The organism is Methylocaldum sp. 14B (assembly GCF_002005105.1).
Classification (GTDB): domain Bacteria; phylum Pseudomonadota; class Gammaproteobacteria; order Methylococcales; family Methylococcaceae; genus Methylocaldum.
The window spans coordinates 125289-151377 of record NZ_MSCV01000010.1 but is presented as its reverse complement, the minus strand read 5'-3'; the positions used below and the strand labels follow the sequence as shown (position 1 = coordinate 151377).

Genomic DNA, 26089 nt, shown 5'->3' with positions numbered 1-26089 from the left:
AAGGTTGAACGTCAGAACCAGGCGTCAATCCCGGCCGCCTTTTTCAAGGCTTCGGGCTCGAACGGGACTTCGGTTCGGCGGTCTTCTTCCGCTCTGACGGTGATGCGAACCCGTTCCGAAGGTTTCTTCCGGAATCGCTCCAGTTCGCTCTCGGTCACCTCCGGCTGGAATGCCTGGAGGGCGGCCTTGTAATCGACCGAGCCCTGCTGGAGATAGCGGCTGATCCGGATGCCCGACGATTCGGCGAGCGTGAACCCGCCCATCATCTTCAGGAACTGCGCCTCCAGCTCGGCCAGCTTTTTCTCGATGGCCTTGGCCTCCGCCGTATAGCCGGCCCGCTTCTCGTCGAACTGCCGATATTCGGCGGCCAGACGAAACCAGGTGTCCAGGTCGTTTCCACGCGGGACGTACAGGTCGCGCTCCGAATCCAAGGGAGGTTCCTTCCCTGATTTGACGTACGCCCAAAAGGTTCGGGCGGCCTCCACCAGGCGGGCGATGTAGTCGTCGTCCCGGGGGACCTCGAGGTCCAGAAACGCCTCGCCAAAGTGCAGGGCGAAGTACCCCAGGTCGGATTCGGACACGTAGATCTGGGTCTGGATCTGCGCGTAATAGCGCTGGTACAGCTCCGACCCTTGGCCGTTCTCCACCGCGTCACGGAATTTCGCGGCCGTGGGGGCCTTGAGCTCGACCGGCCGGCCGTCGTCGGTCAGACCGTCGAAACTGGCCCTGAGGATCGGTTCGTCCGTCGATTCGGCACAGACCGGCAGCAACAGGACGCCGTGTCGATCCTCGAAGCGACGGCGCGCTTCCGGCTCTTCCCGGATACCCCGCTGGACGTGGGGATTGCCCGAGAGATCTTCCGCAAGCACCAGGCCGCGTTTTTCGGCCCAGAGTCGCCACGGCGTTTTGTAGGGCGAACCCATCAGGATCGGCGTTTCGGACGCCGTCACGCCCGCGTTGCGCCAGACCTGCCATTCCGGGGTGCGTTGCTTCAGGTCCACGATTTTCATGCCGCCCTCCTGTGCACGCGGAGTTGTGCGGCAATGGACAGGGCTTCCCCCGTCTCACGCAGCTTGCGGGCGCAAGCCGCCGCCTGATCGGCGTCTTCGAAGAACAGGAGCGTTACGTCTTCGGACGCATCGATGCGCGCTCCGTAGGATTCGACGATTTCCTCGAAACTGAGCGCTCGGGGTTCGCCTTCCTGGGGTGCCCAGAAGCGCTCCAGGAACTGCCGTCCGTGCTTGCGCACCACGGCGGGTGTTTCGTACCGCGCCCAGTCCGTGTGGAGCGGCAACTGGTTGGGCGATTTCGTCAGGGTGTCATTATTCATGGCGTCCTCCTGAAGTGAAGGGGGCGCCATGACGGATCTCCCCTGGGGGCAATTCCTGGCGCCCCGGTGGGGTTGAGGTTAGGGGGGTCAAATCAGGCTTCGACGGGTTCGCCGTGAAGCGCTTCTTTGGCTTTGGCCGGAGCTCCCTTTCCAGGCAGGACGGGAGGGTCCGCCTGGGCCGGCAGGGAATCGCCGGCTTGCCGCGCGTTTCTGGCTTTTGTGATTTCGTGGGTCACATAGGCCAGATCGGTGCCCTGGAAGTGCTCGGTCGCATAGTCCAGAGCGGCTTGCCAGGCGCCGGCCTTTTCGGCCCTCGCAATCAATTGCCGAGTCTTACGCTGGGCTTCCTGGCTCGGCTCTCCGCCCGTAAAGGGCGCGAGATCCGTTTCCGCCGCGACGACCTCGGACTGGCCTTCGAGGATGCGCTCGGCTTCGTCCTGGTCGTAGATACCGACAAAGCCGAACACCAGGCGCGCCGCCTGGATCATTGTCTTGTGCCGCAGGAATCGCTTGGTATGCGTCTGCCAGGGACCGGGGACGGTGTAGCTGCGCCCGTCCTTGGTCCCCGTGAAGGGTTCGCGGTAGACCTCGTCGAGATACTCGCGAATCGCCGTGGCGTGGGCTCGGTCCTTGCGGTACATGAGACACTCCATCCAATCGGGACAGGGCTTTGCGCCTGCGATTTCGACGATGTGGTCCGACGGCCGGAATTCCATGCCGTCGAAGTCCGGATGCTGGTTGATGATCCTGGACCACCCATCCACCCCGACCACGGGCACGATCCCGTTCTGCTTGTCCGGGAAGGCGTAGATTTCGCGGGTGAAGGGGTTCAGCCCGTACTGATCGGCGACGATCAGCAGGGCCATCATCTGTTCGTCGGTGACCGGCGCGGAGCCGGCTTTCTGCTTGAACGCGGTCGCCTTGAGGATTTCCACGACCTTCACCTGGTCGACGGAAAAGCGCTCGGCGAATTTCTGAATCAGCTTGTTGTTCATGGTGCACCTCCAGTGAGGGGACACCATGGCCCCAACGGGGCGGTGATGTCCCCGGTTTGGGCTAATGGAGCGGTCGTTGATTCCACTGACCATTCGGCCAGTCAGGTCAACGGCGTGATCGGTTTCAGATGGCCACTGTGGAACGGCCGAATGGGTTGCGTTTCACGGCAAAAGCGGAAATGAAGGGAATATCGTCGTCTTCGAAGTCGGAACCCTCGTCCGTCGGCATCGGCGTAAAACCACCGCCGCCATTCCGGCCGGAACTTGCGGACTGGACAGCCTCCTTGGAATCCGAGCGGCTACCGAGCATTTTCATCTCGGAACCGACGATTTCCGTCGTGTACTGGTCTTGCCCATCCTTGTTCTGCCATTTCCGGGTCCGCAGTCGACCTTCCAAGTAGACGAGCGAACCTTTCTTGAGATATTCGCCGGCAATTTCACCCAGTCGTCCGAAAAGGACTACCCGGTGCCATTCGGTGGTTTCCTTGCGCTCGCCCGTGTTCTTGTCCTTGTAAGACTCGGAAGTGGCGATCGCGAGATTGGCGATACAAGTCCCGTCCTGGGTGTACCGAACCTCAGGATCGCGGCCCAGGCGGCCTATCAATTGGGCTTTATTCAACATACTCATGCTCCCCCCGCCGCACTCGGGAAAACAGATTGAAGTCACCAGCGTGTGCGGTTCGCTGGTTTTCCGGGGAGCATGAATCAACCCCTTTCGGGGATGGATGCATCCCCTGGAAAGGGTGGGTCGGTGTTTCTCCCAACCGATCAGTTGGGAAGTACGGGAAAGGCTGTTTTTCTATGAGCGCCCAGCTTGCGCTCCCTGGCATCCGTACGGACACCTCGGGTTCTGATTGCCGGAGAATCTCAGGCCATCAAAATCGACTCCATATTTACCATATTTCCACGCTCTGCAAGGTTTGAAAGATGCTGTTTTTTCTGCATCTTTTTCGAGTTCGTATCCCGTTGGCTTGGGATAGTATCGCGGGCGACCCTAACACTAAACTCGAGGCTTATACCATGGCAGAAGCAAGAAGCCGCGCCTACAGTCGGCCCGCGTTCGACCGGCGCATCACGATCCAGAGCGAACAGGCCCAGCGGGTCTTCGAGCGCGAATTTCCAAGGGTCGTCAGCGCGCTCTATGCGATCGACGTCATTCTGCGCATCATCGGTGACAACAAGGAGATCGATGAAGTCGAGAGCGTGGTCGGTGCGATGATCGGCGAATGCGCCAAGGATCTTCAGAACGAAAAAGCCCGAATCGATAAAGTCCGCGAGGACAACGGCATAACCTCGTTGCCACGGTATACCCACCCGGAGCAGGTGGAGGTCCGCATTGTGTCTCCGCAGGTGGCGCAATTCGTGGCCTTGCTGCAGAAGATGGATGAGTTGATGATCTCCCTGGATGCGCTTTGGCTGTGCGGTGTGTTGAGCAATAAGCAGCGGTCGGACGGCGTCTATCAATGGCAGCAACGGCTCCTGCGACTTGGGCGTCGCATCGTGGCCATCGAACGCCGGGCCCGGACATCTGCCGGCAAGCGAGGAAAGGAGGCAGAAGTACGGGAGGCTACTACAGAGTCCGAAGCAATCCAGTCGGCGCCCACCGATTTGGAAGGATCGGTGAACCTAGCTTCGAATTTGAACTCTGATATCGTTGACTAGGTGTTAGCGGCGGAAAAATTTCTCTCCTGATATCCCGTCAGCTCTCGTCGTACTTCTTCATATCTGGCGCTGAACAGAGCGTTCGTATCAATCGTTGGCGAAATAACCGGACAGTCAGCGCCGGCAGAGTGAACTTCCGCTGTTCGGCCAAATCCGCCACTCGGCCTTGGCCTTCGATTCTCCGCGAACGGCAACGAAGCTGGCGCATTCGGCCAAAGCCGTCTCTTGCAGCTGCTGCGCTCCAAAGCGGTCAGTGCGGCTCGGCCGACAGGCGGCCCTAGTGCTAGGACGGAATATCAATCTGCTTTGACGGACCCGGCAAGGCCTGAGGATCTATAACGTTACACTCTCGCGCAACTGTCGCGCCCGCCCCTCGGATAAACCAGACTGGCAGCCGATCGGACCGAACCTGCCATCCTGGTGAAATGTACATTTAAAATATCCCGTACAACTGTGCTCCGCGAAGAGGGGATAAGCACTCATGGCAACCAAAGCGGTGTTTGTAGGCATTAACAAGCATCTCGATCCGACAATCGACGAGCTCACCGGAGCCGTGCATGATGCTTCGTCACTGTGCGCGCTCTTCATGGATTCCATGCCCGGGCTAAGTTGCAGGCTCCTGGTCGATGCGGACGCGACCAAGGACGCTGTATCCCAGGCGATCTTTGGCACGCTTGCCAACGCCGCCGACAACGACATCATCATCATCAGCTTCGCGGGGCACGGCTCACCGGATGGAAGCCTCGCGCTATACGACACCATTCGGGCAGACCTCGCAGGCACCACGTTACCGATGGCCCTCTTTGCCGAGGCGTTCAAGGCCACGAAGGCGCGGGCTGTTCTCTGCATTCTCGATTGCTGCTTCAGCGGGCACGCTCCGGCGCGAGTCCTGGAAGTGCAGGCGCAGCCGCGCAACGTCTTTGCGCTCGATGGCGTGTACGGAGAGGGACGCATCCTCCTGGCTGCGTGCACAGCGACGCAAGTGGCCTGGGAGCAGCCAGGAACCGGCCACGGCTTGCTGACCTACGCAATCATCCAGGCAATGACCAGCGCCACGTCTGAGCAGGTGAGCTTTCCGGCCATCGCGGACGAGATCATCCAGCTTGCCCGCGTCGAAGGCGAGCGGATCGGCGTAACGCAGACTCCAGTGTTTCTTGGTACTGTCCAAGGCGGTCTAATCTTTCCGCGTCTAACCCGCGGCGCCAACTATCAAGCCGCTTTCCCGTGGACCGACGTGGTGCAGATGACGGGAGCGTTTGAGGAACTGCTCTCTCATGGCTTCCCTCAGTCCATCATTGACCAGTGGAGCGCCCGCTTCCCATCGGGGCTTAACGCCCTGCAGCTGCGTGCCGTCAATGACTTCGGCGTGCTCGCGGGCCGGTCCCTGCTGACCGTTGCTCCCACGAGCTCCGGAAAAACCATGATCGGAGAGCTCGCCGCCGTGCAGTCCGTCATCGCTGGAAAGAAGACCGCCTTCCTTCTTCCATACCGCGCCATCGTCAACGAGAAGTTTGAGGAGTTTACCGAGCGATACGGGCCGACGGGCTTGCGTGTTGTCCGCTGCACAGGCGACGCCACAGACAGCATCAGCGCGGTGCTCGCGGGCCGCTATGACTTGGGTTTCTTCACTTACGAAACCTTCTTGAATCTTGCGCTAAGTGCGCCTCACCTTCTGAATCGGCTTGGTCTGGTCGTCGTTGATGAAGGCCAGTTCATCACCGATCCTAAGCGGGGAATAACCGTCGAACTTATCTTTGCGCTCCTGATCCGCGTACGCGAGCGTGGAATCCATCCTCAGCTGGTCGTGCTCTCTGCAGTTATCGGCCGCCTAAACGGCCTCGATCAGTGGCTCGATATGCCGGTGCTACTCTCCCGCGAACGACCCGTTCCCCTTATTGAGGGCGTCATTGACCGCGGAGGCACGTTTCAGTTCGTCGAGGTTGACGGGACGATCAAGACTGAGGCGATGCTTCCCCCATACAGCATCGTCCAGCGCCGGGACAAGCCGAGTTCTCAGGATGTTATCGTTCCGCTGGCACAAAAGCTCGTAGCCGCAGGCGAAAAGTTGATCGTCTTCCGAAACGTTCGCGGCAAGGCCCAGGGCTGCGCGCGCTACCTTGCGGGCGCACTTGGAAAGGGCCCGGCAACGGCAGCCTTGAACGCGTTGCCGACACAAGACCTCACCGCCGCATCGCAAGACCTGCGCGCGTGTTTGCAGGGCGGCACCGCCTTTCACAACACGAATCTGCTGCGAGCCGAGCGTGAGGCTGTTGAGCGCGGGTTTAGAAGTGCAGATGGCGGCATTCACATACTCGCGTCAACCACAACACTCGCGGCCGGTATTAACACACCTGCCTCGACGGTGATACTTGCTGAGAAGGAGTTCCTTGGCGAGGACGGGCGTCCGTTCACGATTGCCGAATACAAGAACATGGCAGGCCGTGCTGGCCGGCTCGGCTTCAACGAGAACGGCAAGGCCATCATCCTCGCCGACACACCGTTTGAGCGCGCGCAATTCTTCCGAAAGTACGTACAAGGCGTTCCCGAGGATGTGATTTCGTCGTTCAAGGTTGATGCTCTACCGACCTGGGTCTTGCGTCTCCTGAGCCAAGTCCGGGCAGTGAAGGCTGGCGAAATCCCAGGTCTTCTCGTCAACACTTTCGGCGGATACGCAGCCTCGCGCGCCAATCCCCAATGGGTTTCGATGGTCGAACAGCGTATCACCGAACTCGTCGCGCGACTGCTAAAGGCAGGGCTTGCCGAAGACGAAGGTGGCGAGATCATCCACCTGACCCTGCTTGGCCAAGCAGTGGGTGGCTCCTCGCTCTCGTTCGAGTCTGGCCTGCGTATGGTCGAGCTAATGCGTGGTCTTGACATCGGTACTACACCGGTAACGCAGGTCCTTGGCCTCGTCCAGGTGCTTGAGGAAATGAGCGCCATCTATACGCCCATCATGAAAAGGGGCCGGTCCGAAGCCGTACGGATCAGTGACGTGATCCAGCGCTATGGCCGAGACCTTCCCCGACTGCTGCAGCGATATGGGGCGGACGAGTTCGAGCTTTGGCGCAGATGCAAGCGCGCCGCCATATTGCACGACTGGATCGAGGGCGTCCCCATCGAAGAGCTGGAGCGCCACTACACCACCAATCCGTACCAAGGCACAATCAGCTACGGCGACATCACGAGCATCGCGGAGGGGGCCCGGTTCCATCTTCGATCTGCGCACAAGATCATCGCGGCGCTGTTCCCAGAGCAACCGGGCTTCCTCACTGCTTTGGATGAGCTGCTGACGCGGTTGGAGTTTGGCCTTCGTGCGAGAGCGCTCTCGCTCCTGGCGCTGCCCGCGCCAATGAGCCGGGGCCAGTACCTAGCGTTAGCCAATGCCGGCGCGTTTACGCCTGAAGCGGTCAGCGCCATGCCTGATTCACAGCTTCTTGCCTGTGTCGGGGCCGCAACCTTCGGGCGACTCCGGCCGCAGAGCGGCCCGCCGAGTCCAAGCTAGGCGTTGTCAGGCACATCCGACTAGTGTTGAAGGTCAAGGGGCTTCCCCGTTGTTCTGAGCGATTGCTTGCTTGTCTACCCTGCAACGGTCGCTTGGGGGTGATTTGCGCGCTTTGCATTGTTCCTGCGGAATGGAACATGCCCAGACGTGGTACCGTCCCACCCACCGATCGCGCAACAAGCTGTGTGACAAGGAGCAGGCATTGCAGGTCCTACAGCTGTTCTGTTTCTGTTGGTAGAGTGCCGTTTCGCTGGATGACCAACCAGGGGTAGACTCAACAGTCCTGTCATGGGCCGCCAAATCCCTGGTTCCAATTGAAAATGGTCAGGGTCAGTCAGGTCACTGACTTTTTACGGAAGGTGCCTTTTGTCAAAAGTGGCCTCTGGTAAACCCAATAACTTCAAGACATTCTGGTCGGTGCCAGACCAGTGCTGGAGCGGCGAAATGTAAAAAGGGTTGCTATTCAACCCCCGCGTTCAGCTTATCCCGGCAAGGGTTTGGTCGCGACGGCATAGAGGACATTGGCTTCGACGGCCGTGATGTGGGACTCGCGAATAAATTGTAGGCTGGCTTCCCGAACCCGCGCGCGGGCACCGATGCTCAACTGATCCAGCGTGCCCCGATAGCCGGAGCCCAGCAGCGTGGTCCACCACGCGTCCGGGGAGGTGATGGGATGCACGCCCGCCTCGGCGGTAATATCGCAGGCCTCAATGCCGGCTTCCCACAACATCACCCGGAGCAAATCGGGGTCGCTGATGCGATCCCAGGGATTGAAACTCTTGTGAAGTTCAGGGGCTTCCTGCTGGATCGCATTCCAGAACACCGAATTAGCTGGCTCGAAGAAGTTCGGTCCCCAGGTGGTGAGGGCGAGCCGACCGCCTGGCCGCACCAGGCGCCACAATTCCCGGACCGCGCCGGGCATATCGGGCACGAAGAAGATCCCGAACACACAGACCACGGCGTCGAAATCGTGATCCGCCAGCCCCAGGGACAGGAAGTCGCCAGCACGGAACTCGATGTTGGTCAGGCCGGCACGGGTGGCCTTGGTCGTGGCAAGCTGGAGCAGATTCTCCGCCAGATCGACGCCAAGGACGCGTCCCTCCGGTCCCACCTGGTGCGCGGCCGGAATCGCCGAAGCCCCGGTGCCGCAGCACACGTCGAGCACGGTCTGGCCGGGCTGGAGGTCCAGGGCCTCGATGGTGGTCCGCCCGAAACGGTCCCAGAAGGTGTTGGCGGGATGGTCGAAATGGTCGGCGGCCGCATTGTAGGTGGCCATGGCACGGGCTTTGGCTTGTTCCAAGTCATTCATGATGGGGTCTCTGGATTGGGGAAGCGGGGCGGCTCGGATGAACTTGCCCCTTGGGCGCATCCGGGGCCTGTCATTCCGGTTAGGGCGCCCAGTATCGGACACTCCGGACGGTTGTTTCCATGGTTGGCCCAAGGCAACGCGCGAAACGCTCGCCCGACAAGGTCCAGCGACGAAATGGCGGCCCACGACAGGACTGTTGACACCGTTGGCGAATTCGTAATCTTGGGGCTTGGGGACGCTCTAACGAAGATCGATTTGGCTTTCCATGTGCGCTGATACGTGTTGGATTATGTCCCTGCATCCCCTGGCCCTTGAATCGGTCCCTGGCCCGACCGCCCAAGTCGCCCACGCGGCCTTTCCGAAAGGTAACCTGTACCTCACGATTCGGGATGAACTCGGCACGGTCTACCGGGATGAGCACTTTGCGACGCTTTTTCCGGTACGCGGTCAGCCCGGTCTGCCGCCCTGGCGCTTGGCCGTGGTCACGGTCCTGCAATTCGTCGAAAACCTCTCCGACCGGCAGGCCGCCGAGGCGGTCCGAGCGCGGATCGACTGGAAATACCTGTTGGGTCTGGACCTGACGGATCCCGGCTTCGATTACAGTGTGCTGAGCGAATTCCGCGCCCGTTTGCTCGAGGGCGAAGCGGAGCGGGTCCTCCTCGACATTCTGCTGACGAAGCTGCAGGAGCTGGGATTATTCAAGGCTCGGGGCCGCCAGCGAACCGATTCGACCCATGTGCTCGCCGCCGTGCGGAAACTGAACCGGCTGGAACGGGTCGGCGAAACCTTAAGGGCGGCGCTCAACAGCCTGGCGGTGGTCGCTCCGGAGTGGCTGCAGGCCCAGGCGCCGGAAGCCTGGTATGAGCGCTATGGCCGTCGGGTCGAAAACTACCAGTTCCCCAAGACGGAGACGGCCCGCCAGGACTTGGCCAAGGTCATCGGAGCGGACGGGCAGCACCTGCTAAAGGCCCTCGATGCCGCTTCGGATCACCCCTGGCTGCGAGAGGTACCCGCCGTCCAGATGCTTCGCCGGGTCTGGGAGGAGCAATACATTGAACAGGCCGGGAGCTTACGCTGGCGTACTCCCGAAGAAATGCCGCCGCCGGCCGAGTTGATTTCCTCCCCCTACGATCCCGGTGCCCGTTATAGCACTAAGCAGTCGATGGAGTGGGTGGGCTACAAGGTCCATCTCACGGAGACCTGTGATCCCGAGACACCGCACCTGATCGTCAATGTCGAGACCACGCCCGCCAGCACCCCCGATGATCCCATGGTGGCCGTCGTGCACGCCTCCTTGGCGAAGCGGAATCGCCTCCCCACGGAGCATCTGGTCGATAAGGGCTATACCGATGCCCAGATGCTCATCGACAGCCAACGGGATTATCAGGTGCGGATCACGGGACCGGTGGCGGAGGATCCCAGCTGGCAAGCCCGCGCCGGCACCGGCTTTGACAAGTCGCACTTCCACGTCGATTGGGACCGGCGGGTGGTCACCTGTCCGGCCGGTCACCAGAGCATCTCCTGGCTCAAGAATTCTTACCCGAAAAATGGCGTCGTGTGGGAGGCGCGTTTTGCGCGGCAGGACTGTACACCCTGTCCATTCCGAGTCCAGTGTACCCACGCCAAGGTCGAACCCCGGATTATCGGATTACAGACCCGGGAGCAGCATGAGGTTCTACAGGCCGCCCGACACCGCCAAACGACGGAAGAATTTCGAGCCGAGTACGCGGCACGCGCGGGGATTGAAAGCACCCATGAGCAAGCCATCCGGCGCTGCGGGTTACGTCAGTCGCGCTATATCGGCTTGGCCAAAACCCACCTCCAGCAGGTTATCACCGCAACCGCCCTCAATCTGATTCGGTTCGGCGAGTGGTGGGCCGGTACGCCCCTCGCACTTACCCGTATTTCGCGGTTCGCCCAGTTGAATCCCTTCGTCCAAGCCGCCTGACGTTCCCAGGGAATTCGCCAACGGTGTCGGTGTTAGGCCTACCCGATTAGCGGTAACACCGCTGGCGCAAAAAATATCTGAAAATGGCATGGGCAAGGCGGATCGAAATTACAGCCGCGAATTTGGGGATTGCCTCCTGACTTGCATGATGCAAGTATCAATGGTATGGTATGGTTACTTGCATTATGCAACGAACCAGCTTCAAACACATGGAATGCCCGGCCGCCCGCGCCCTGGAATGTGTCGGCGAATGGTGGAGCATCCTGATCCTGCGCGATGCGTTCCACGGCCTCTCTCGCTTCGACGAATTCCAGGCGAGCCTGGGGATTGCGCCCAACATCCTGACGCGGCGGCTGAAGCATCTGACCCAAAACGGCCTGCTCGAGCGCCGCCAATACAACCAGCGCCCGCCGAGGTACGAGTATCGCCTGACGGCCAAGGGCCGCGACTTTTTCCCGGTGCTGGCGGCGATGCTCGCCTGGGGAAACAAGCACCTGACGCCCGAGGGGATCTCCGTCCAACTGGCAGACCGCCGCTCCGGCCATGTGCTGGAACCGGTTCTGGTCGACGCGCGCATCGGGGCGCCGATCACGCCGGAGAACGTGATGCTGCAACCGGGGCCGGCGGCAAGCGCACAAGTCCGTGCACGGGCGGCCCGGGTCAATGCCCGGCAAGCCGACGCGCCCGCCCGGGATGAGGAGGCGGAAACATGACCGCGCGCCGCATCGTGGTGACGGGCCTGGGCCTGGTGTCCCCCTTGGGCTGCGGAGTGGAACCGGTCTGGTCGCGCCTCTTGGCCGGCCGCTCCGGGCTGCGCGCCCTGCCCGAGGAGATGGTGGCCGACCTTCCCGCGAAGGTAGGCGGCGTGGTGCCGACCCAGGCGAAAGATCCGGAGGCCGGTTTCGATCCCGAGGTCGCCGCCACGCCCAAGGATCAGCGCAAGATGGATCGGTTCATCCTGTTCGCGCTGGCGGCGGCGGGAGAAGCCATCGCCCAGTCAGGATGGACTCCCGCGGACGCCCGTTCGCGCGAACGCACCGCCACCCTCATTGCCTCGGGGATTGGCGGGTTCCCGGCCATCGGGCAAGCCGTGCGCACGACGGACAGCCGCGGCGTCCAGCGCCTGTCGCCCTTCACCATCCCGTCCTTTCTGGTCAACATGGCCGCCGGCCACGTTTCCATCCGCTACGGCTACCGGGGCCCCATCGGCGCCCCGGTGACCGCCTGCGCGGCGGGCGTGCAGGCCATCGGGGATGCCGCGCGGCTGATCCGTTGCGGCGAAGCGGATATTGCGCTCTGCGGTGGCACGGAAGCCTGCATCGACCGTGTGAGCCTGGGCGGATTTGCCGCCGCGCGAGCCTTGTCATCGGGGTTCAATGACCGGCCGGAACAGGCCTCCCGGCCATTCGATAGCGCGCGCGACGGCTTCGTGATGGGGGAAGGCGCCGGCCTCTTGGTGATCGAGGCGCTGGAGCATGCTCTGGCCCGGGGGGACAGGCCGATCGCGGAACTGGTCGGCTATGGCACGAGCGCGGACGCCTATCACCTGACCGCCGGTCCGGACGACGGCGACGGGGCTCGGCGCGCCATGCAGGCGGCCTTGCGGGAGGCCCGCCTCGCTCCGGCGGACGTGCAGCATCTGAACGCGCATGCCACCGCCACCCCGGTGGGAGACCGGGGAGAACTCGAAGCCATCAAAGCCCTGTTCGGCTGCGAAGAGCGCATCGCGGTGACCTCAACCAAATCGGCCACCGGACACCTCTTGGGCGCGGCCGGTGGCATCGAGGCCATTTTCACCGTGCTGGCCCTGCGCGACCAGATCGTACCGGCGACGCGCAACCTGGAGCATCCCGATCCGGCTGCCGAAGGCGTGGACCTCGTGGGCGGGACGGCCCGACCCATGGCCATCGAGCATGCCCTGTCCAACGGCTTCGGCTTCGGCGGGGTGAACGCCAGCCTCGTGTTCCGGCGCTGGCCGGACTGAGAGAAATGAGGAAAGGCGCATGCATCCCTGGAAGCATTACGTGGCGATCGGCGACAGCTTCACCGCAGGGCTCGGGGATGCGGTCGAAGGCATCGAGCCTTTGGGCACCGCGGATCGCTTGGCCGCCGCTCTCCGGCGTTCCCGACCAGGCCTCCGCTACACCAATCTGGCCCAGCCCGGCCTGACCTCGGCCGAGATCCGCGCTGGGCAACTGGAACTCGCACTGTCGCTGGCGCCGGACCTGGTCAGCGTCGTCGCCGGAGCCAATGACATTCTCGGCCGAGCGTGGGACCCCGAACGCTTCGAAGCGGACCTTCGTCGGATGTTCGAGGCGTTGGTGCGCCTCGATGCCACGCTCGTGACCGCCACCTTGCCGAACTTCCCCCTGCTGGCCACCTTGCCAGGCTCCATCGGGGTACGCCTGCACCGACACATCCTGAAGGGGAACGCGATCATTCAGCGCCTGGCTTCGGACTTCGGGGCGATCTGCCTGGACTTGATGCCGCTCTCGACGCTCTTCGACCCGGCCTTGTGGAGCGCCGACGGGATTCACCCCAATGCCCGCGGCTACCTGGAAATCACGTCCAGGATGATTCAGCGCCTGGAATGCCAGGCCGGAGTGTCCATCTAGCAATGGAGAGAGAAAAGCAGGACTTACGCAAGAACCATTTTGAGTGATGGTTTTTTAAGTTGCTGAACGAGGTAATCGTCCAGCAGGCCATGTTTGAGTTGATAGACCGTGCGGCCGGTTTGGGCCGCCAGGTGTTTGAGGTGGACCCACACCAACAAGGCACAGCCGATGTGATTGCGTTGGATGCGCGCCTTGCGGCATTGGCAGCGTTCCAGTCCCGTCAGTTGTTTGCTTTCGCGGTGCAGCTGCTCAATCTTCCAGCGGAAGCCACACGCCTGTTGTGTCGCCTCCGTGGAGTCCTGAGTGGGGTCGTTGGTCACGACCCAATCCGTGCGGTGGGTGGACACCTCGACCCGGAACAGGCGCACCTTGTGGTCTTTGGGAAAGCCCTTGAGCTTGATGGTCTTGCCGTGCGCCAACTCGACGGCATTCCAAGCCAGCGAGTCCACTCGTTGGTAAGGTCGATCACCGCCGGAGTCGTCCACCTGGCGATTGGCCTTGAGCGGACAGTAGTACACTTTCTGCAGGGATTCGATGTACCGCATCAGGTCCTTCGTGGCATACCAGGTGTCCATCAGCACGGCGTAAAACGGGAGCCGTTTCTGGTGGACCACATTGGCGAGCATCTCCCGCGCATGGTCCAGCTTGGAGTGGCCATCGCCATCAGGATCATAGAGGCGATAATCAATGAGCCAGAACTGATCGGTCTCCGGATTGACGTAGACACAGGTCACCACGCCAATGCCCTTGATCACGGCTTGGGCGTTGCCGCTCCATTGCCGGCGGACCAGCTCAATTCGATGGGAATAGTGCTTGTCCAGCACCGTATCGTCGAACAGCAGATAGCCCGCCGCGGTTGGCACAAGGTCCCCGCTCACGTTGTCCCAAATCAGCCTCGGGGTGATCCGTTCGCCCTGCAGGTAACGGTTAATTGCATCATGACTGAAGGCGTCACAATGGTCCGCGAAGTGCGTCAGCGTGTAGTTGAGCTGGCTGACCAGCAAGTATTGGCAGTAAGCCAGGCGCGTCATATCGTTCATGCCGATGAATTTACCGGTCTTGGACCCCGTTGGCGACCCTTTAAGACCGCTTTTGCGTAAGTCCTAAAAAGAAAGAACGACCCCGGGGCAGATTCAAGTCCTTACCACCCAATGGAGCCAATCGATGCGTACTTACCGATTCCCCAAGCTGAGAGACGTGGACGATCTGACGATGACGGAGGAGCCGCCGGCGAAGCCGGGCCCTCGCCAGGTGGTCGTGCGATTGTGCGCCGCCTCGCTCAATTACCGCGATCATCTCATCATGAGCGGCCGTTACCGCGGCAGGATCGCCCCCAATCTGATTCCGCTCTCGGACGGTGCCGGCGAAGTCGTCGAAGTAGGAACCGAAGTGACCCGCTGCAAGGTGGGGGATCGGGTAGCCGGGCTCTTCTTTCAGACCTGGCTGGGCGGCGAGTTGGTGCCGTCGGACCACGCCCGTGCGCTGGGCGGTCCAGTCGACGGGGTACTGACCGAGTACAAGCTATTCGACGAAAACGGCCTCGTTCATCTCCCGGAACATCTCTCGTTCGAGGAGGGCGCCACCTTGCCGTGTGCGGCGTTGACCGCCTGGAACGCGTTGTTCACCCAGCGTCCTCTGCGGGCGGGCGAGACTGTGCTGACCCTCGGCACCGGCGGTGTGTCGTCCTTTGCCGTGCAGTTCGCTCATGCCGCCGGAGCGCGCGTGATCGTCACGTCCTCAGGCGATGAAAAGCTCGAAAAGGCACGGATGTTCGGCGCGTCCGACCTGATCAATTACCGAACCCACCCCGATTGGGAAAGCGAGGTCCTCAAACTGACCGAAGGCCGCGGTGTCGATCATGTGGTGGAGGTCGGTGGGGCCGGTACCTTGCAGCGCTCCATTGCCGCCGTCCGGCTGGGCGGTGCCGTCCACCTCATCGGCGTACTCACCGGCGGGCAGATCGACCCGACGCCGATTCTCTTCAAGAGCGCCACGGTGCGCGGCGTCTATGTCGGCTCGCGCGAGATGTTCGAGGCGATGAACCGGTTGATCGCGTTCCACCGGATCCGCCCGGTCATCGACAAGGTCTTCCCTTTTGAGGCGGCGAAGGAGGCCTACCGCCATCTCGAAGGCGCCTCGCACGTCGGCAAGATCGTCATCGCCATCGCCTGATGCTGCGGAATGCGGAATCGGAAAGAGAGGCTACTATCCCGTCCACAGACGGCCCTCAGCAGAGGACGAGAAAACCGTCCTTGTAGGCAAGTTCGGCGGAAGAATCCACGGCCGGTGCCCTTATGCCTGACGCCGGTGTCAGCCAGGGCCGGATGCTTCAAGGATCACTTCTCCTCCGCTGCAACGCCAACCGCCGAACGCGGTGGGAAAGGCGCAAGAATCCGGAAGCGCGATGGTTTCCGCCCGATTGTCCTGGGTTGCCAGATTATGGGGGATTGACAGCGTGTCAGGATATCCGGAACGGCCTATTTTGTTGTTTCGGGATGACAAACGGTTAGCGAAGGCCAGCAAGCTCACATTTTCGTCGTCAAGGCTGGTGGACGGTGTTAAATAGACTGAAACCATACAATCATTAGCGACCCAGCCGGGCGAAAGGCGGCCCGGCCGGTGGAGTGAAGAAACAGGAGTTCTGGTTTAAGGTCATGGTGAGCGCCGGACATGGCCGGTAGAGCAATGGTGCTTCGAGCCCGTACGTTAGCGTGGCTGGGATTTGTCGGTGTCATTGGTGAGAAGGCTGCAAGGGCTTCATCCCGTTTGAGAGAATGAGTAATTCAAGACGCATCCCGCTCGGTGCTCGTCCCTTTCAACCGATGATGAGGCGTGACGAGATGGCCAAGCGCAAGCAGGAAGTCGAGATTCATTACCCCCATGCGGCCGGCATTGATATTGGCTCGACCCGTCATTTCGTTGCTGTACCGGTGGACCGCGATCCGCAACCCGTGCGTGAATTCGAAGGGCATACCGTGGGTCTGCGCGAACTGGCGGCGTGGCTGAAAACTTGCGGCATCACGGAGGTCGCGATGGAATCCACCGGTGTTTATTGGATACCGCTTTACGAATTGCTGGCCGAGCAAGGATTTACGGTATTTCTCGTCAATGCGCGGCATGTCCGGAATGTGCCGGGACGCAAGAGCGATGTCTTGGATTGCCAGTGGCTGCAGCGGTTGATGAGTTTTGGTCTGCTGCGCGGCGCGTTCCGGCCCGAGGACGAGATCTGCACGTTGCGGGCGTTGTGGCGGCATCGTGACATGCTGATCGCTTATCAGGGCAGCCACGTGCAGCATCTCCAGAAGGCGCTCAATCAGATGAACGTGCAATTGCACCATGTCATCGCCGATATCGTCGGCGTGACGGGCCAACGGATCGTGCGTGCCATCCTTGCTGGTGAGCGTGATCCCCGTGCGCTGGCGGCTTTGCGCGACCGGCGAATTCAGGCCGATGGCGAAGCAATCGCCAAGGTTCTCCTGGGAAACTGGCGGGAAGAACATCTTTTCGCCCTGCGCCAAGCGATGGAACTGTACGATGTCTATGCTCAGAAAATCGCCGATTGTGACCAGCAACTGCAATCCCTGCTGGAAAATCTGAGGACACATGAGTTACCGGCGGCGGGCTTGGCGAATCCCAAGGCACGCAAGTCCAGACCTAAGAACGCACCAGGCTTTGCGGTACGTGAAGCGCTTTACGGTCTGGCAGGGGTCGATCTGACGCGCATCGATGGCATCGACACCAGTACCGCGATGAAGATCATCAGCGAAGTTGGGAGCGACTTGTCGGCCTTTCCGACGGTCAAACACTTCACCTCCTGGCTCGGGCTCTGTCCCGGCACCAAGATCAGTGGCGGCAAGGTCCTCTCCGGAGCCACCAAACGCAGTGCGAACCGCGCCGCTCAAGCCCTGCGCATCGCTGCGCAATCCTTGCGGAAAAGCGACTCCGCCCTCGGCGCCTACCATCGCCGTCTCTGTGCACGCATGGATCGGCCCAAAGCCATTACCGCCACGGCTCACAAACTCGCCCGGCTTATATACACGCTGCTGACGAAGGGAACCGATTATGTCGATGTGGGTGCCGCCCAATATGAAAGACAATTCCGCGACCGCACCTTACAGAACCTTAAAAAACGCGCCCAAGCTCTGGGTTTCGAGCTTACCCCGCTACCGGAGGCAGCTTAAATGCATCTTGTAATTTCAATGCCTTGGGTTCGTGTTTCTTGAGAGAGAGGCTCCCAGCTAGCGGATGGAGAGGAGGTGGGGTCTTATGAGGTCACTCAGCCACAATAGGGCCATGCAACTACGGGCGTTGTATTTGCGGATGCTCAAAAACTATTTCTTGTTCTCCGTCGGATCGGAAAGGAGGCACTCATGAAGCGAAGGGTTCTCATTTTGGCCTTGGCTGTCGGAATTGTGATGGGGGTGGTCGGGAACCAGCTCCTGAACGCCCAGCAGGGCGTCAAGTCCACCACGGTCCTCGAGGCCACCGCAGCGAATACGGGGGAACCAATTCAGTTCCCCAGCGTCCGGAACCAGTTCGTCGTTCATCTCCTGGAGATGGCTCCGGGAACGACTACGGGACGGCACATGCACCCTGCCTTTCACGTCAACTACGTCCTCGAAGGGGAGCTCGTTGACCTGGACCTACGGGGTGGCCGTGATCGGACCTACAAGGCAGGCGAGGCGTTCGTGCATGCCGCGAATACGTGGGAGGACGTCGCCAACCGCAGCACGGCACCCGTGAAGTTTCTGAGCGTTTACGCCACGGAAGAGGGGAAACCGATCACCGTCCGCCCATGAGATAAGGCGCTAAAAGCCTCCTGAGCATAAGGAGGATACAAGCCCTTTCTCGGTGCCTCCGCTCAGCCGCGTCGCGGCGCCGCGGTGGCTTGCGGTGGCGGAAACCGGGGTCAGACAGGCGGGGGCCTGTCCAGATCGCTGGCCTAACATTGGCGTTGTGCGGCATCGTGAGATGAAGTTGTGAGCGACGTTGATTTGACACCTGCTGAGTTGGATCTACTTGGACGACTACGGGGACCTCCTGCGATGGCGAAGATCCGGACGACCAACGTCTGGATTGTCGAGTGGTTACATCCACAGGACCAGATGACCGGAAAGCTTCTGCACGATTGGTTACAGGAGCGGCGCCCCGGCTGGTCCGCGTATGTCCGCTGCAACACAAAAGCTGACGTCCTTGCGGCCATTGAACGCGCTACGGTTCGTGCTCAGCAATCGTACATGGTCCCTTTGCTTCATCTAGAAGCTCATGGTGATGAAGTCGGGCTAGGAGGTCCAGATGGGGGTAGTGGAGGCTCTCAGCTGCTTACCTGGGACGAGCTAACAGACCCTCTGCAAGCGCTGAACCTGACAACCGCATGTAATTTGGTAGTCCTAGTGGCCGCCTGTACCGGGTTCGCTGGGATTAAGGCGTTTTACCGAGGGCCGCGCGCGCCTGCCGTTGCGCTGGTAGGCCCGGCTGGCCGAGTAACAGAAGGTAATCTCCTCAGAGGAACGAAAGAGTTCTACAGACGCTGGTGCGACGAAGACCCAAGGCTCACTGACGTCGTGGCGAGCGCATCTCGAGAAGCAGGGACAGTTGGATTCGAAATGGAACCGTTTGCCCTTCTCGCCTTTGAGGCAATGGCAAAATCTCTGATTGTTTCTTTGCGTCCTGATGAGCGGAGCCGACGGGCTGAATGTTGTAGGCAGCGCATGCGAGCCCTGGCGCACTTCTCGGACACCGAAATTGAGCATCAAATATCGCTTCTTCCGCCGATGCCGACGGCGAAGGAGCTACAGCTCATATGGGACGAACTCTTCATGATCGACCTCTGGCCTGCGAACCGCGAACGGTTCGGAATCGACATGGCCGCAATAGTCGCGACTCTTTCGGGCAGTGAAGATGCGGTTCTACTCGGATCGCGGTAGACGCAGAAATGCCGCCCAACCATCAGTTGCACCGGAGCCACAAACAGCGCCGCTTCGCTCTGCTGTTTGTGGCCCGGTGGACTTATTCGTTTTAGGGCTTAGTAGTAATGTACCGGCTCAACATAAATAAAGTGTTGAATAAGGATGGCCTACTGGCAGTTATAGAAGGTGTTTCTATTGATGTACCGGGAAGAACTGAAGGAAGGAAAACTGAGCACACTGAAAAGTGGGCGATTTGCCATCTGTTGTCTACTTTAGCCCATATCGATGCACTAGATTACCCTTTGTCAGTGCAGCACAAGGATAAACCAGATTTCGTTCTTGAAATGAATACAAACCAATATGGAATTGAAATAACGGAGTCTATCCCACCAGACTTATGCCAAATGCTGCGCTATGGCCGAAAGGGAAAATCCCGAAGCTGTTATTGATATGTCTTTATTCAAATGGGGGAGTCCCAAAAAAACCACAGAAGAGCTAAGAGCAATTATAAATAGTTCAAAGCTTACAGGTGATGGGTGGTCTGGGCAAAGTGCAGAAGTGGAATGGGCGCAACATATTAACGACGCGGTCTCAACCAAGTTAGGAAAGCTAAATAACTCAGGATATGAGGAGCTTCCTGAGTATTGGCTTTATATATACGATAATTTGCCGCTGCCCAATGTTCATGCAACGAGAGCTACAGAGATACTACTGTCAGAATATTCTGATACATGGATAGGCAGCAGGGAATTTGCTCGTATTTTCATCGAAAGGGGACCAATAATAATTGATATTTCAAATGGTTCAGCCACAAACCACGAGATTGTCGATCTATGGCCCTAAGGAAATAGCTCCAGTAGACAGTAAAAGCAACCAAAAATTCAAAATTAACTTGGAATCCATCATGAAGAAAATAGTTATAGTGATTTTTGATGGCTTTACTGATATAGATTTGTTTTTGATGTGGGATATTCTTGGAAGGAACCGCACGGATTGGCAAGTTAAAATATTGGGAACAAAAGAGGAACACCGGTCAGCGCACGGTCTTTCTATTAAGACCCATGGATACATTACCGAAGCCAATGACGCAGATGTTGTGCTATTTTCAAGCGGCAGAACAGGAGTGAAAGCTGCCATAAAAGATGAGACATTTATGAAAGCTTTTTCTCTAAATCCGGAAAGGCAGATAATCGGTTCAATTTGCGCCCTTGAGTTCGACAGTTATTCGCGCAAGTGTCTGATTTCAAAAATGCGGAATTTTAAAAATGCCACTACAACAGCGCGAGTTGCTGTGGGGCGGTCGGTTTTCTCACAGCCAGGGCATTGAGCACCCCGGTTTGCTCGGCACTGAGGGTCGAGACGCCGGTGACGGGTTCAGAAGCGTTGAGCCGAATCTGGTGATGCTGAATTCGGCGAAGGTATTCGAGTGCCCGTTCGGGCGATAGGCCTGCGTTGGCGGCTTTCAGGCGCTGGCGCATGACTCGGTACAGGATCAGCGCCATAAAGCAGATCGCGGCATGGGCACGGATGCGCTCGGGCAAGCGGTGATAGACCGGACCGATCTCCAGTTCGGACTTGAGCACCTTGAAGCCGCGTTCGATATCCGCGAGCGACTTGTAACGGATGACGACCTCTTGGGCGGTTAGATCCTGCGTATTGGTCACGAGTAGCAGCTTGCCGTCCATCAGGTTCGCCAGGTAGCGGGCGCGCTCGTCAATGTCGTAGCGGAAGAGGTTGGACTTCAGATCAATCTTGATGATTTTCGACAGATGCGCCTCGCTGACTTCATGGAAGAAGCGCGCCTTGGCGCCACTGTCCGAGAGCTTGCGCCCCCGGTGCTTGACGCCTTCGTCCTGCTCGTCGAGCTTGCCGGCCCATTGGGCGCCTTGCTTGATCAGCGCATCGATCTGGTCGTCGCGGCGCTTCGTTTGTAGGGCCGCGCGCTCCGGATCGTGGGCGATCACCAATCGAAGCTCATGCCAGGTTGTTTCGCTGATCATCTCAGAGGTTGCCGCCTGGCACTGGTTTTGGTGGAAGTCGTCGAACAGGTCGGCGAATTCATAGTAGCGACGCCCCGGCACCGCCAGGATAAATTCGAGCGCACGATCACTGGCACGGCGGACTTCGTTCAGCGCATCGAGGTTGTCCAAGCTGAGCAAGCCCCGATCAGCCACCAGCACCAGGCGCCTCACCGAAGGGAACCGCTCCAGCACGGTCTTGAGGGTGGGCAACAGCGTTTTCGTTTCCGCTGTGTTGCCGTCGAACACCTCATGATAAATCGGCAGCCCATCGGCCGTCTGCACCACACCCAGCATGAACTGCCGGGCAACCAAGCCTTCCTTAGCCATGCCGAAGGCGCGCACATCGCTTTCCAGCGTGCTCAGCCCTTCGGCGCGGATCGTGGTCAGATCGTAGAACACCACCGACAAATCCTGGTCGAGCATCGGCCGCAGCAAGCGGGCGACCACGTTATCGACGGCCTTTTGCTGATCCAGCAGGGCATCCATACTGCGCAGCAGGTGCTGATGGGTGATCGTTTTAACCTCAACCTCGGGCAAGGCCACCGTCTCTAGCCAGCGCAGCACGCCGAGTTTGGAATCCGGATCGCACAACCGATTGAACACCATCACCCGGATCAGCGCTTCCACGTCGATCGTATGCCGCGTGCGGCGGAACACCCGCTTGAGTTCGGTAAAACCGAGCGATTTCCAGAGTTCGGTCAGCGTCCAGACATCGCCGAGCGCACGGGCCGACTCGAAACTCACCGTGGGCGCCGAGGGCGGCGCAGCCATCGGCTCGCGTCCCGACACCTTGAGCAACCCGTTGATGATCGAATCGAGGCTGCCATCGAGCTGATCAAGCCGGCCAAGGGTTGCCACGGTGCGCTTCTTCACTCGTCCGGCGTCGTCCCGGTAGGACTCAACAAGCTGGACATAGCGGCGGCTTCCAGAGGTAGTGATCTTCACATGCATGCCGCCACGATACCACTGCCGGAGTTCACGTCAATAAAAGGTTATTACCTATCTTGCGTGCCACCACATGAATTTTTTGGGTCGGCCCTGGAACCCGCGCCGTTACTGGGGTCGGTTGCCGAAAATGGCATTTTTAGCCGCCGAACTGTCGAACTCCGGTTGCGCCGGTTCTTTTATTCTTGCCAAATTGGGTCTTTTAAATGCAGGGCCTGCCACGACTCATCCAGATGCGAAAAAAGAATTACAAGCTTTGGGAGTTGAGACACTTGACAAAGCCTTAGTCTGCAATGGGAATGTTGCCACAGCAGGGGGCTGCCTTTCTGCTGTATATTTAGTCGGTTGGGTAGTTGAAATCTTATTTGGCACGGAAAAACGTAAAGAAGCCCTAAAAGAAATACTTCCGGCCGGACAAAGCGATCTGTATGATCGTTTGATTGAATCAAGCATCCGAGACGGCATGAAGTTCAGTGAAGGACTGCTTGTTAATCAGGCGCGCTAAACCGATTGGCCTGTACACGCTGGTAGCGAAACGATGAGCTTGCGATGCGGTATCCGGGCGAGAATCTTGAAATTCCCCATCGCGTGTTCGCGATCGTAGCACGTGCACCGGCGACGGCCTAACGGAACGCCAGACTGTGTCAAAAGTCGATTTTTTCGAAAATGCGGTCTAATAAAATCAATACCTTGCAAAGCCTGTGTGCTCCAAAAATGGGGTTTTGACACAGTCTGACGCTGCAGCCAACCGGGCAGGCACGAGCAATTTCCTGGGCCAAGGTCCCTCAGCCGGCCCGGCAGCTGAGCGGTTCGGCAGAGTGTGAGTACGTTCCCGGTGCAGCCCACTTTGAAACCTACTCTAGCCAATTGCACTTTCATGATCATTGACCGACACGCCCCCCTGACCGCACGGAAGGAGATTGTTGTCGCCGCACCCGTTGATGTAGTCTGGAACATCCACACGGATATCGAGCGGTGGCCGGAGTGGCAGCCAGATATCTCGTCGATCAGCCTGGAAGGCACATTGGCGCCAGGCACCCTCTTCCGCTGGAAGGCACAAGGGCTCAAGATCACCTCGACACTTCAAGAAGTCGAGCCTCAAAGGGGTATTGGCTGGACGGGCGTCGCCTTGGGCATGAAGGCTATTCACATCTGGAAGTTTGAATCGCAGGACAATTCCACTCGGGTGGTTACGGAAGAGTCTTTATCCGGCTGGCTAGCCCGTCTCTTGAAGCTCTTCGATCCCGCCTTCCTCGACAAATCTCTGGAAGCCTCCTTGCGGCTTCTCAAAGCCAAAGCGGAACAGGCCTAGCTGTGGCTGATCACGCGAAGGAAACGCGGCCCAACAAGGCGCTGTACCCAACCGCTTCGCGCGTCACTACTCGGCGAAGACCAGCCACTCTCGCGCTCGCGGCGGGTGAGCGCTGCCGTTAGGCCACCTGAGATGACCGCGAACATAACCATCCAAAGAGTAACCGCAGACGATTCGCATGAAGTCGCTGTAATGGTTGGCGAGTTGCTGGGCGAAATCATGAACGCCATTGGTATTCGAGCGTTCAATTTCCACCTTGCCGAAACTACGGCCAGGCTCAAAGACTTTCTCAACCGCGAAAAATACTTCGTGTTTGTCGCTCGCGACGATCGTGGAAGTGCGATTGGGTTCGTGGCGTTGTACGAAAGCCACGCTCTTTACGCTGAAGGTTCCTTTGGAACCATACCAGAGCTTTATGTTCGACCGGAATACCGCTCAAAAAACATAGGGCTCCGTCTCCTATCCCAAGCCAAGTCTTTCGGTATATCGCGGGGATGGAAGCGCTTGGAAGTCACAACGCCACCGCTTCCACAGTTTGACAAAACGTTGGCATTTTATGAGCGGGAAGGTTTCTCTATTACCGGTGGCCGTAAGTTAAAGGTAGCTCTATGACTTGGGGGTCAAGCAGGGCTGGCTTACCTCTAAGGTTTAGACGGCGCCAATCCAACGGCGGGCGGCGTGCGCATTTTTCTTCTCAACGCTCATCCGGACGAAGGCAGTCTCTGTGATGCTGTTGCTGCAGCATACCTACCTAGACGGTGCACGCGAAGGGGGGCACGAGATCTGCAGCGTTGCGCTGCGAACTCTTCAGTTCGATCTCGTCTTGCGCGGCGGCTTCCACGGCCGGAAACCTCTGGAGCCCGACATTGCGCAGCAGCAGGACCTCACCCAATGGTGCGAACATCTTGTCGTGGTCTCGCCAAATTGGTGGTGGAGCGCGCCGGCGCTGCTCAAGGGCTACGTCGATCGGATGTTTCTTCCCGAGTTTGCAATGCGATACCACGCGCGGTTCCCTTACGTAGAGCCGCTGCTTACCGGTCTACCGGTCGATCGGCCCGGGTCCTGTACACGCAGAATGCGCCGGTTGGCTCTTTCGCGGCGATCTGTTCTGGCGATGGATCTCTCGTGCAGTGCTGCGCCACTGCGGGTTTTGCCCTGTACGTCGTAAAGCGCTCTATTGTGCCAAAGACGCCTCGCCAGAAGTTCGTGCGGCGTTCCTGACGTCGGTCCGAGAGCTGGGTAGGCGCGGACTGTAGGGAGTCTGCTCAGATGACGCCGTCTAACGCCTGGAAACGGCCTCACTGGTCGATTTCAGGCGAACCCGTCATGCAGTGCTGTGCGAAGGAGAAAAATAGCTTCTTCCTGGTTGACATGATCCTGGGAACCGACGACGAGGAGGATGAGTCGGCCGATATCGCCGAATGGGCGGCCCTGGGACTGATCTTCGCCCTAGTGGTTCTCTCCATTGCCGATGCGTGGACAAGGATTACTCCAGGATTTCGTAGTCGATCAGGTTGGCTTTGTCGCCAAACAACAAAGGCTTGCTGTAGGCATGCTTGAAAAGCCTTCCAGACCAGGCGACGAGGTGTTGCGCCGGGCCATCCCTCAATGCAAACACCCAGTGCCCGTCCTGGCTCATGGCCCTCAGAAGCTTCTGCGCCTTTGGGTTGTCAAAGGCGTAAGCTGCGCGGTCCCTGTAACTGAAAACATCGCCCTTGGGCTCTTCTCGGGTAATCACGATGGCGTGCGCGCTGACGCCCGCGTTGCGGCCGATTTCCGCGCTTTGCCATCGCGGTTTGAAGCCGAGTATTTGGTCCCGTAACGGGTCGATTGGCGCGCTTTCCATGTCACCGAATCGGATAATCGCCCACAAGGGCTCCGGGGCCCCTGACAACTCATAGACCCGCCAGGGCAACTCACCATCGGGTCCCTGGCAGTTCGTCCGACACTCGGCGCTCAAGCCGGCTTCCAGAAGCCCTTTCTGGAATCGCACCAACATGTCTTTCCTGGCCAGCAGCCTGGCGTCAAAGGCCGAACTGGTCTCGTCACCCAGGTATAGGCGTCCCAACTGGTGATACCAGTTCCCGGTACTCGATGCCCCCAAAACAGATATGCCTAGACCCGCGGCGCCGAAGGCGGTTCCTCCTGTTGTGGAAAGCGGTGCCCCTGTCGCGGCCGCCGCAATCGTGCCCGCCGCCAGTGCGGCACCGTGTGTGGCGGATTCGGCCTGATCGACACGGCCGCCCGTGGCCTTCTCCATGTCCACGCGGACTTTGGCCGGAATGATTTCCCGGATGAGCCAGGACACGTTTCTGGCATCCTGTCGCGATAGCTCCCGCCGCTGAGCCTCAGGGATGTCCAGGTCCCGATATCCGTGTAGAGCCTTGCCGATCGATGAGCTCACCGATGCACAACCCACCAGATTGATTGCCAGAACTGCGATCGGCACCATTCTCTTACGCATGAAAATCCTCTTTGTTCTAACGATTCCGCCGGGCCTCGACCACTTTTGTCTGTCGCCCCATTCAATGCTCGCACGGA

At 59.4% G+C, this 26089-nt stretch carries 23 protein-coding genes and 1 pseudogene; 15 read left to right on the top strand and 9 right to left on the bottom strand.

The annotated features are described in order from the left end of the window. Positions 1–11: 11 nt before the first annotated feature. From B2A78_RS09670 to ssb, 4 genes and pseudogenes are all read right to left on the bottom strand, one after another. Positions 12–1010: a lambda-exonuclease family protein gene (locus tag B2A78_RS09670; RefSeq protein WP_077729782.1), complete on the bottom strand. Its 999-nt coding sequence runs from the start codon at positions 1008–1010 to the stop codon at positions 12–14. Continuing rightward, complete coding sequence (locus B2A78_RS09665; RefSeq protein WP_143735129.1) at positions 1007–1330, bottom strand: hypothetical protein; 324 nt, start codon at positions 1328–1330, stop codon at positions 1007–1009. The genes B2A78_RS09670 and B2A78_RS09665 overlap by 4 nt, the downstream gene beginning before the upstream one ends. A gap of 236 nt (positions 1331–1566) precedes the next feature. Continuing rightward, positions 1567–2325, bottom strand: a pseudogene (gene bet / locus B2A78_RS09660) (phage recombination protein Bet); the annotation flags it as partial. Between the two features lie 124 nt (positions 2326–2449). Beyond that, positions 2450–2947, bottom strand: coding sequence for a single-stranded DNA-binding protein (gene ssb / locus B2A78_RS09655; RefSeq protein WP_205780722.1), 498 nt, complete (start codon positions 2945–2947; stop codon positions 2450–2452). Positions 2948–3345: 398 nt separating this feature from the next. On the opposite strand from ssb, the gene B2A78_RS09650 reads away from it, so the two are divergent. Further along, the gene (locus B2A78_RS09650; protein ID WP_077729808.1) at positions 3346–3987 is read left to right on the top strand and encodes a DUF1845 domain-containing protein; all 642 of its coding nucleotides are present in this window, start codon (positions 3346–3348) and stop codon (positions 3985–3987) included. 481 nt (positions 3988–4468) lie between these two features. Next, positions 4469–7489, top strand: coding sequence for a DEAD/DEAH box helicase (locus tag B2A78_RS09645; protein ID WP_077729779.1), 3021 nt, complete (start codon positions 4469–4471; stop codon positions 7487–7489). A 481-nt stretch (positions 7490–7970) separates the two neighbouring features. Here the strand turns inward: B2A78_RS09645 and B2A78_RS09640 are convergent, their stop codons facing one another. Next, positions 7971–8798, bottom strand: coding sequence for a methyltransferase domain-containing protein (locus B2A78_RS09640; RefSeq protein ID WP_077729778.1), 828 nt, complete (start codon positions 8796–8798; stop codon positions 7971–7973). A 289-nt stretch (positions 8799–9087) separates the two neighbouring features. Between B2A78_RS09640 and B2A78_RS09635 the strand changes: the two genes are divergently transcribed. The 4 genes from B2A78_RS09635 (at position 9088) to B2A78_RS09620 (ending at position 13361) form a co-directional block, all read left to right on the top strand. Then, positions 9088–10746, top strand: a complete 1659-nt coding sequence (locus tag B2A78_RS09635) for an IS1182 family transposase (protein ID WP_077729777.1) — start codon at positions 9088–9090, stop codon at positions 10744–10746. Positions 10747–10931: 185 nt separating this feature from the next. After that, the gene (locus B2A78_RS09630; protein WP_077729776.1) at positions 10932–11459 is read left to right on the top strand and encodes a helix-turn-helix domain-containing protein; all 528 of its coding nucleotides are present in this window, start codon (positions 10932–10934) and stop codon (positions 11457–11459) included. After that, positions 11456–12730 (top strand): beta-ketoacyl-ACP synthase II, encoded by a 1275-nt coding sequence (fabF, locus tag B2A78_RS09625; protein WP_077729775.1) that lies wholly within the window; start codon positions 11456–11458, stop codon positions 12728–12730. The genes B2A78_RS09630 and fabF overlap by 4 nt, the downstream gene beginning before the upstream one ends. A gap of 19 nt (positions 12731–12749) precedes the next feature. Beyond that, entirely contained in the window at positions 12750–13361 is a 612-nt protein-coding gene (locus B2A78_RS09620; RefSeq protein ID WP_077729774.1) for an SGNH/GDSL hydrolase family protein, read from the top strand. Between the two features lie 23 nt (positions 13362–13384). Here B2A78_RS09620 and B2A78_RS09615 read toward each other — a convergent pair whose 3' ends face one another. Next, complete coding sequence (locus B2A78_RS09615; RefSeq protein WP_143735137.1) at positions 13385–14392, bottom strand: transposase; 1008 nt, start codon at positions 14390–14392, stop codon at positions 13385–13387. Between the two features lie 133 nt (positions 14393–14525). On the opposite strand from B2A78_RS09615, the gene B2A78_RS09610 reads away from it, so the two are divergent. The 6 genes from B2A78_RS09610 (at position 14526) to B2A78_RS25625 (ending at position 20597) form a co-directional block, all read left to right on the top strand. Continuing rightward, a complete protein-coding gene (locus B2A78_RS09610; protein WP_077729772.1) occupies positions 14526–15533 on the top strand; it encodes an NAD(P)-dependent alcohol dehydrogenase in 1008 nt (335 codons plus the stop codon). Positions 15534–16201: 668 nt separating this feature from the next. Next, positions 16202–17542, top strand: coding sequence for an IS110 family transposase (locus B2A78_RS09600; RefSeq protein ID WP_077729770.1), 1341 nt, complete (start codon positions 16202–16204; stop codon positions 17540–17542). A 189-nt stretch (positions 17543–17731) separates the two neighbouring features. Next, positions 17732–18160: a cupin domain-containing protein gene (locus tag B2A78_RS09595; protein ID WP_077729769.1), complete on the top strand. Its 429-nt coding sequence runs from the start codon at positions 17732–17734 to the stop codon at positions 18158–18160. A gap of 807 nt (positions 18161–18967) precedes the next feature. Next, a complete protein-coding gene (locus B2A78_RS25635) occupies positions 18968–19288 on the top strand; it encodes a hypothetical protein (protein ID WP_143735128.1) in 321 nt (106 codons plus the stop codon). A gap of 396 nt (positions 19289–19684) precedes the next feature. Beyond that, a complete protein-coding gene (locus B2A78_RS25630; protein WP_143735127.1) occupies positions 19685–20113 on the top strand; it encodes a hypothetical protein in 429 nt (142 codons plus the stop codon). A gap of 61 nt (positions 20114–20174) precedes the next feature. Then, positions 20175–20597: a DJ-1/PfpI family protein gene (locus tag B2A78_RS25625; RefSeq protein ID WP_143735126.1), complete on the top strand. Its 423-nt coding sequence runs from the start codon at positions 20175–20177 to the stop codon at positions 20595–20597. Here B2A78_RS25625 and B2A78_RS09585 read toward each other — a convergent pair. Beyond that, a complete protein-coding gene (locus B2A78_RS09585; RefSeq protein ID WP_077729767.1) occupies positions 20542–22242 on the bottom strand; it encodes an IS1634 family transposase in 1701 nt (566 codons plus the stop codon). The two genes, B2A78_RS25625 and B2A78_RS09585, sit on opposite strands and share 56 nt — an antisense overlap. Positions 22243–22366: 124 nt before the next feature. On the opposite strand from B2A78_RS09585, the gene B2A78_RS09580 reads away from it, so the two are divergent. The 3 genes from B2A78_RS09580 (at position 22367) to B2A78_RS09570 (ending at position 24160) form a co-directional block, all read left to right on the top strand. Then, on the top strand, positions 22367–22741 hold the full coding sequence (locus B2A78_RS09580; RefSeq protein ID WP_205780721.1) for a DJ-1/PfpI family protein: 375 nt from the start codon (positions 22367–22369) through the stop codon (positions 22739–22741). A 372-nt stretch (positions 22742–23113) separates the two neighbouring features. Continuing rightward, positions 23114–23548 (top strand): SRPBCC family protein, encoded by a 435-nt coding sequence (locus B2A78_RS09575; protein WP_077729765.1) that lies wholly within the window; start codon positions 23114–23116, stop codon positions 23546–23548. 132 nt (positions 23549–23680) lie between these two features. Continuing rightward, complete coding sequence (locus B2A78_RS09570; RefSeq protein ID WP_077729807.1) at positions 23681–24160, top strand: N-acetyltransferase; 480 nt, start codon at positions 23681–23683, stop codon at positions 24158–24160. Positions 24161–24299: 139 nt separating this feature from the next. On the opposite strand, the gene B2A78_RS26585 is transcribed toward B2A78_RS09570, so the two are convergent. Then, complete coding sequence (locus B2A78_RS26585) at positions 24300–24551, bottom strand: hypothetical protein (RefSeq protein WP_240502465.1); 252 nt, start codon at positions 24549–24551, stop codon at positions 24300–24302. A 483-nt stretch (positions 24552–25034) separates the two neighbouring features. Next, positions 25035–26012: a hypothetical protein gene (locus B2A78_RS09560; protein ID WP_143735124.1), complete on the bottom strand. Its 978-nt coding sequence runs from the start codon at positions 26010–26012 to the stop codon at positions 25035–25037. Positions 26013–26089 lie beyond the last annotated feature (77 nt).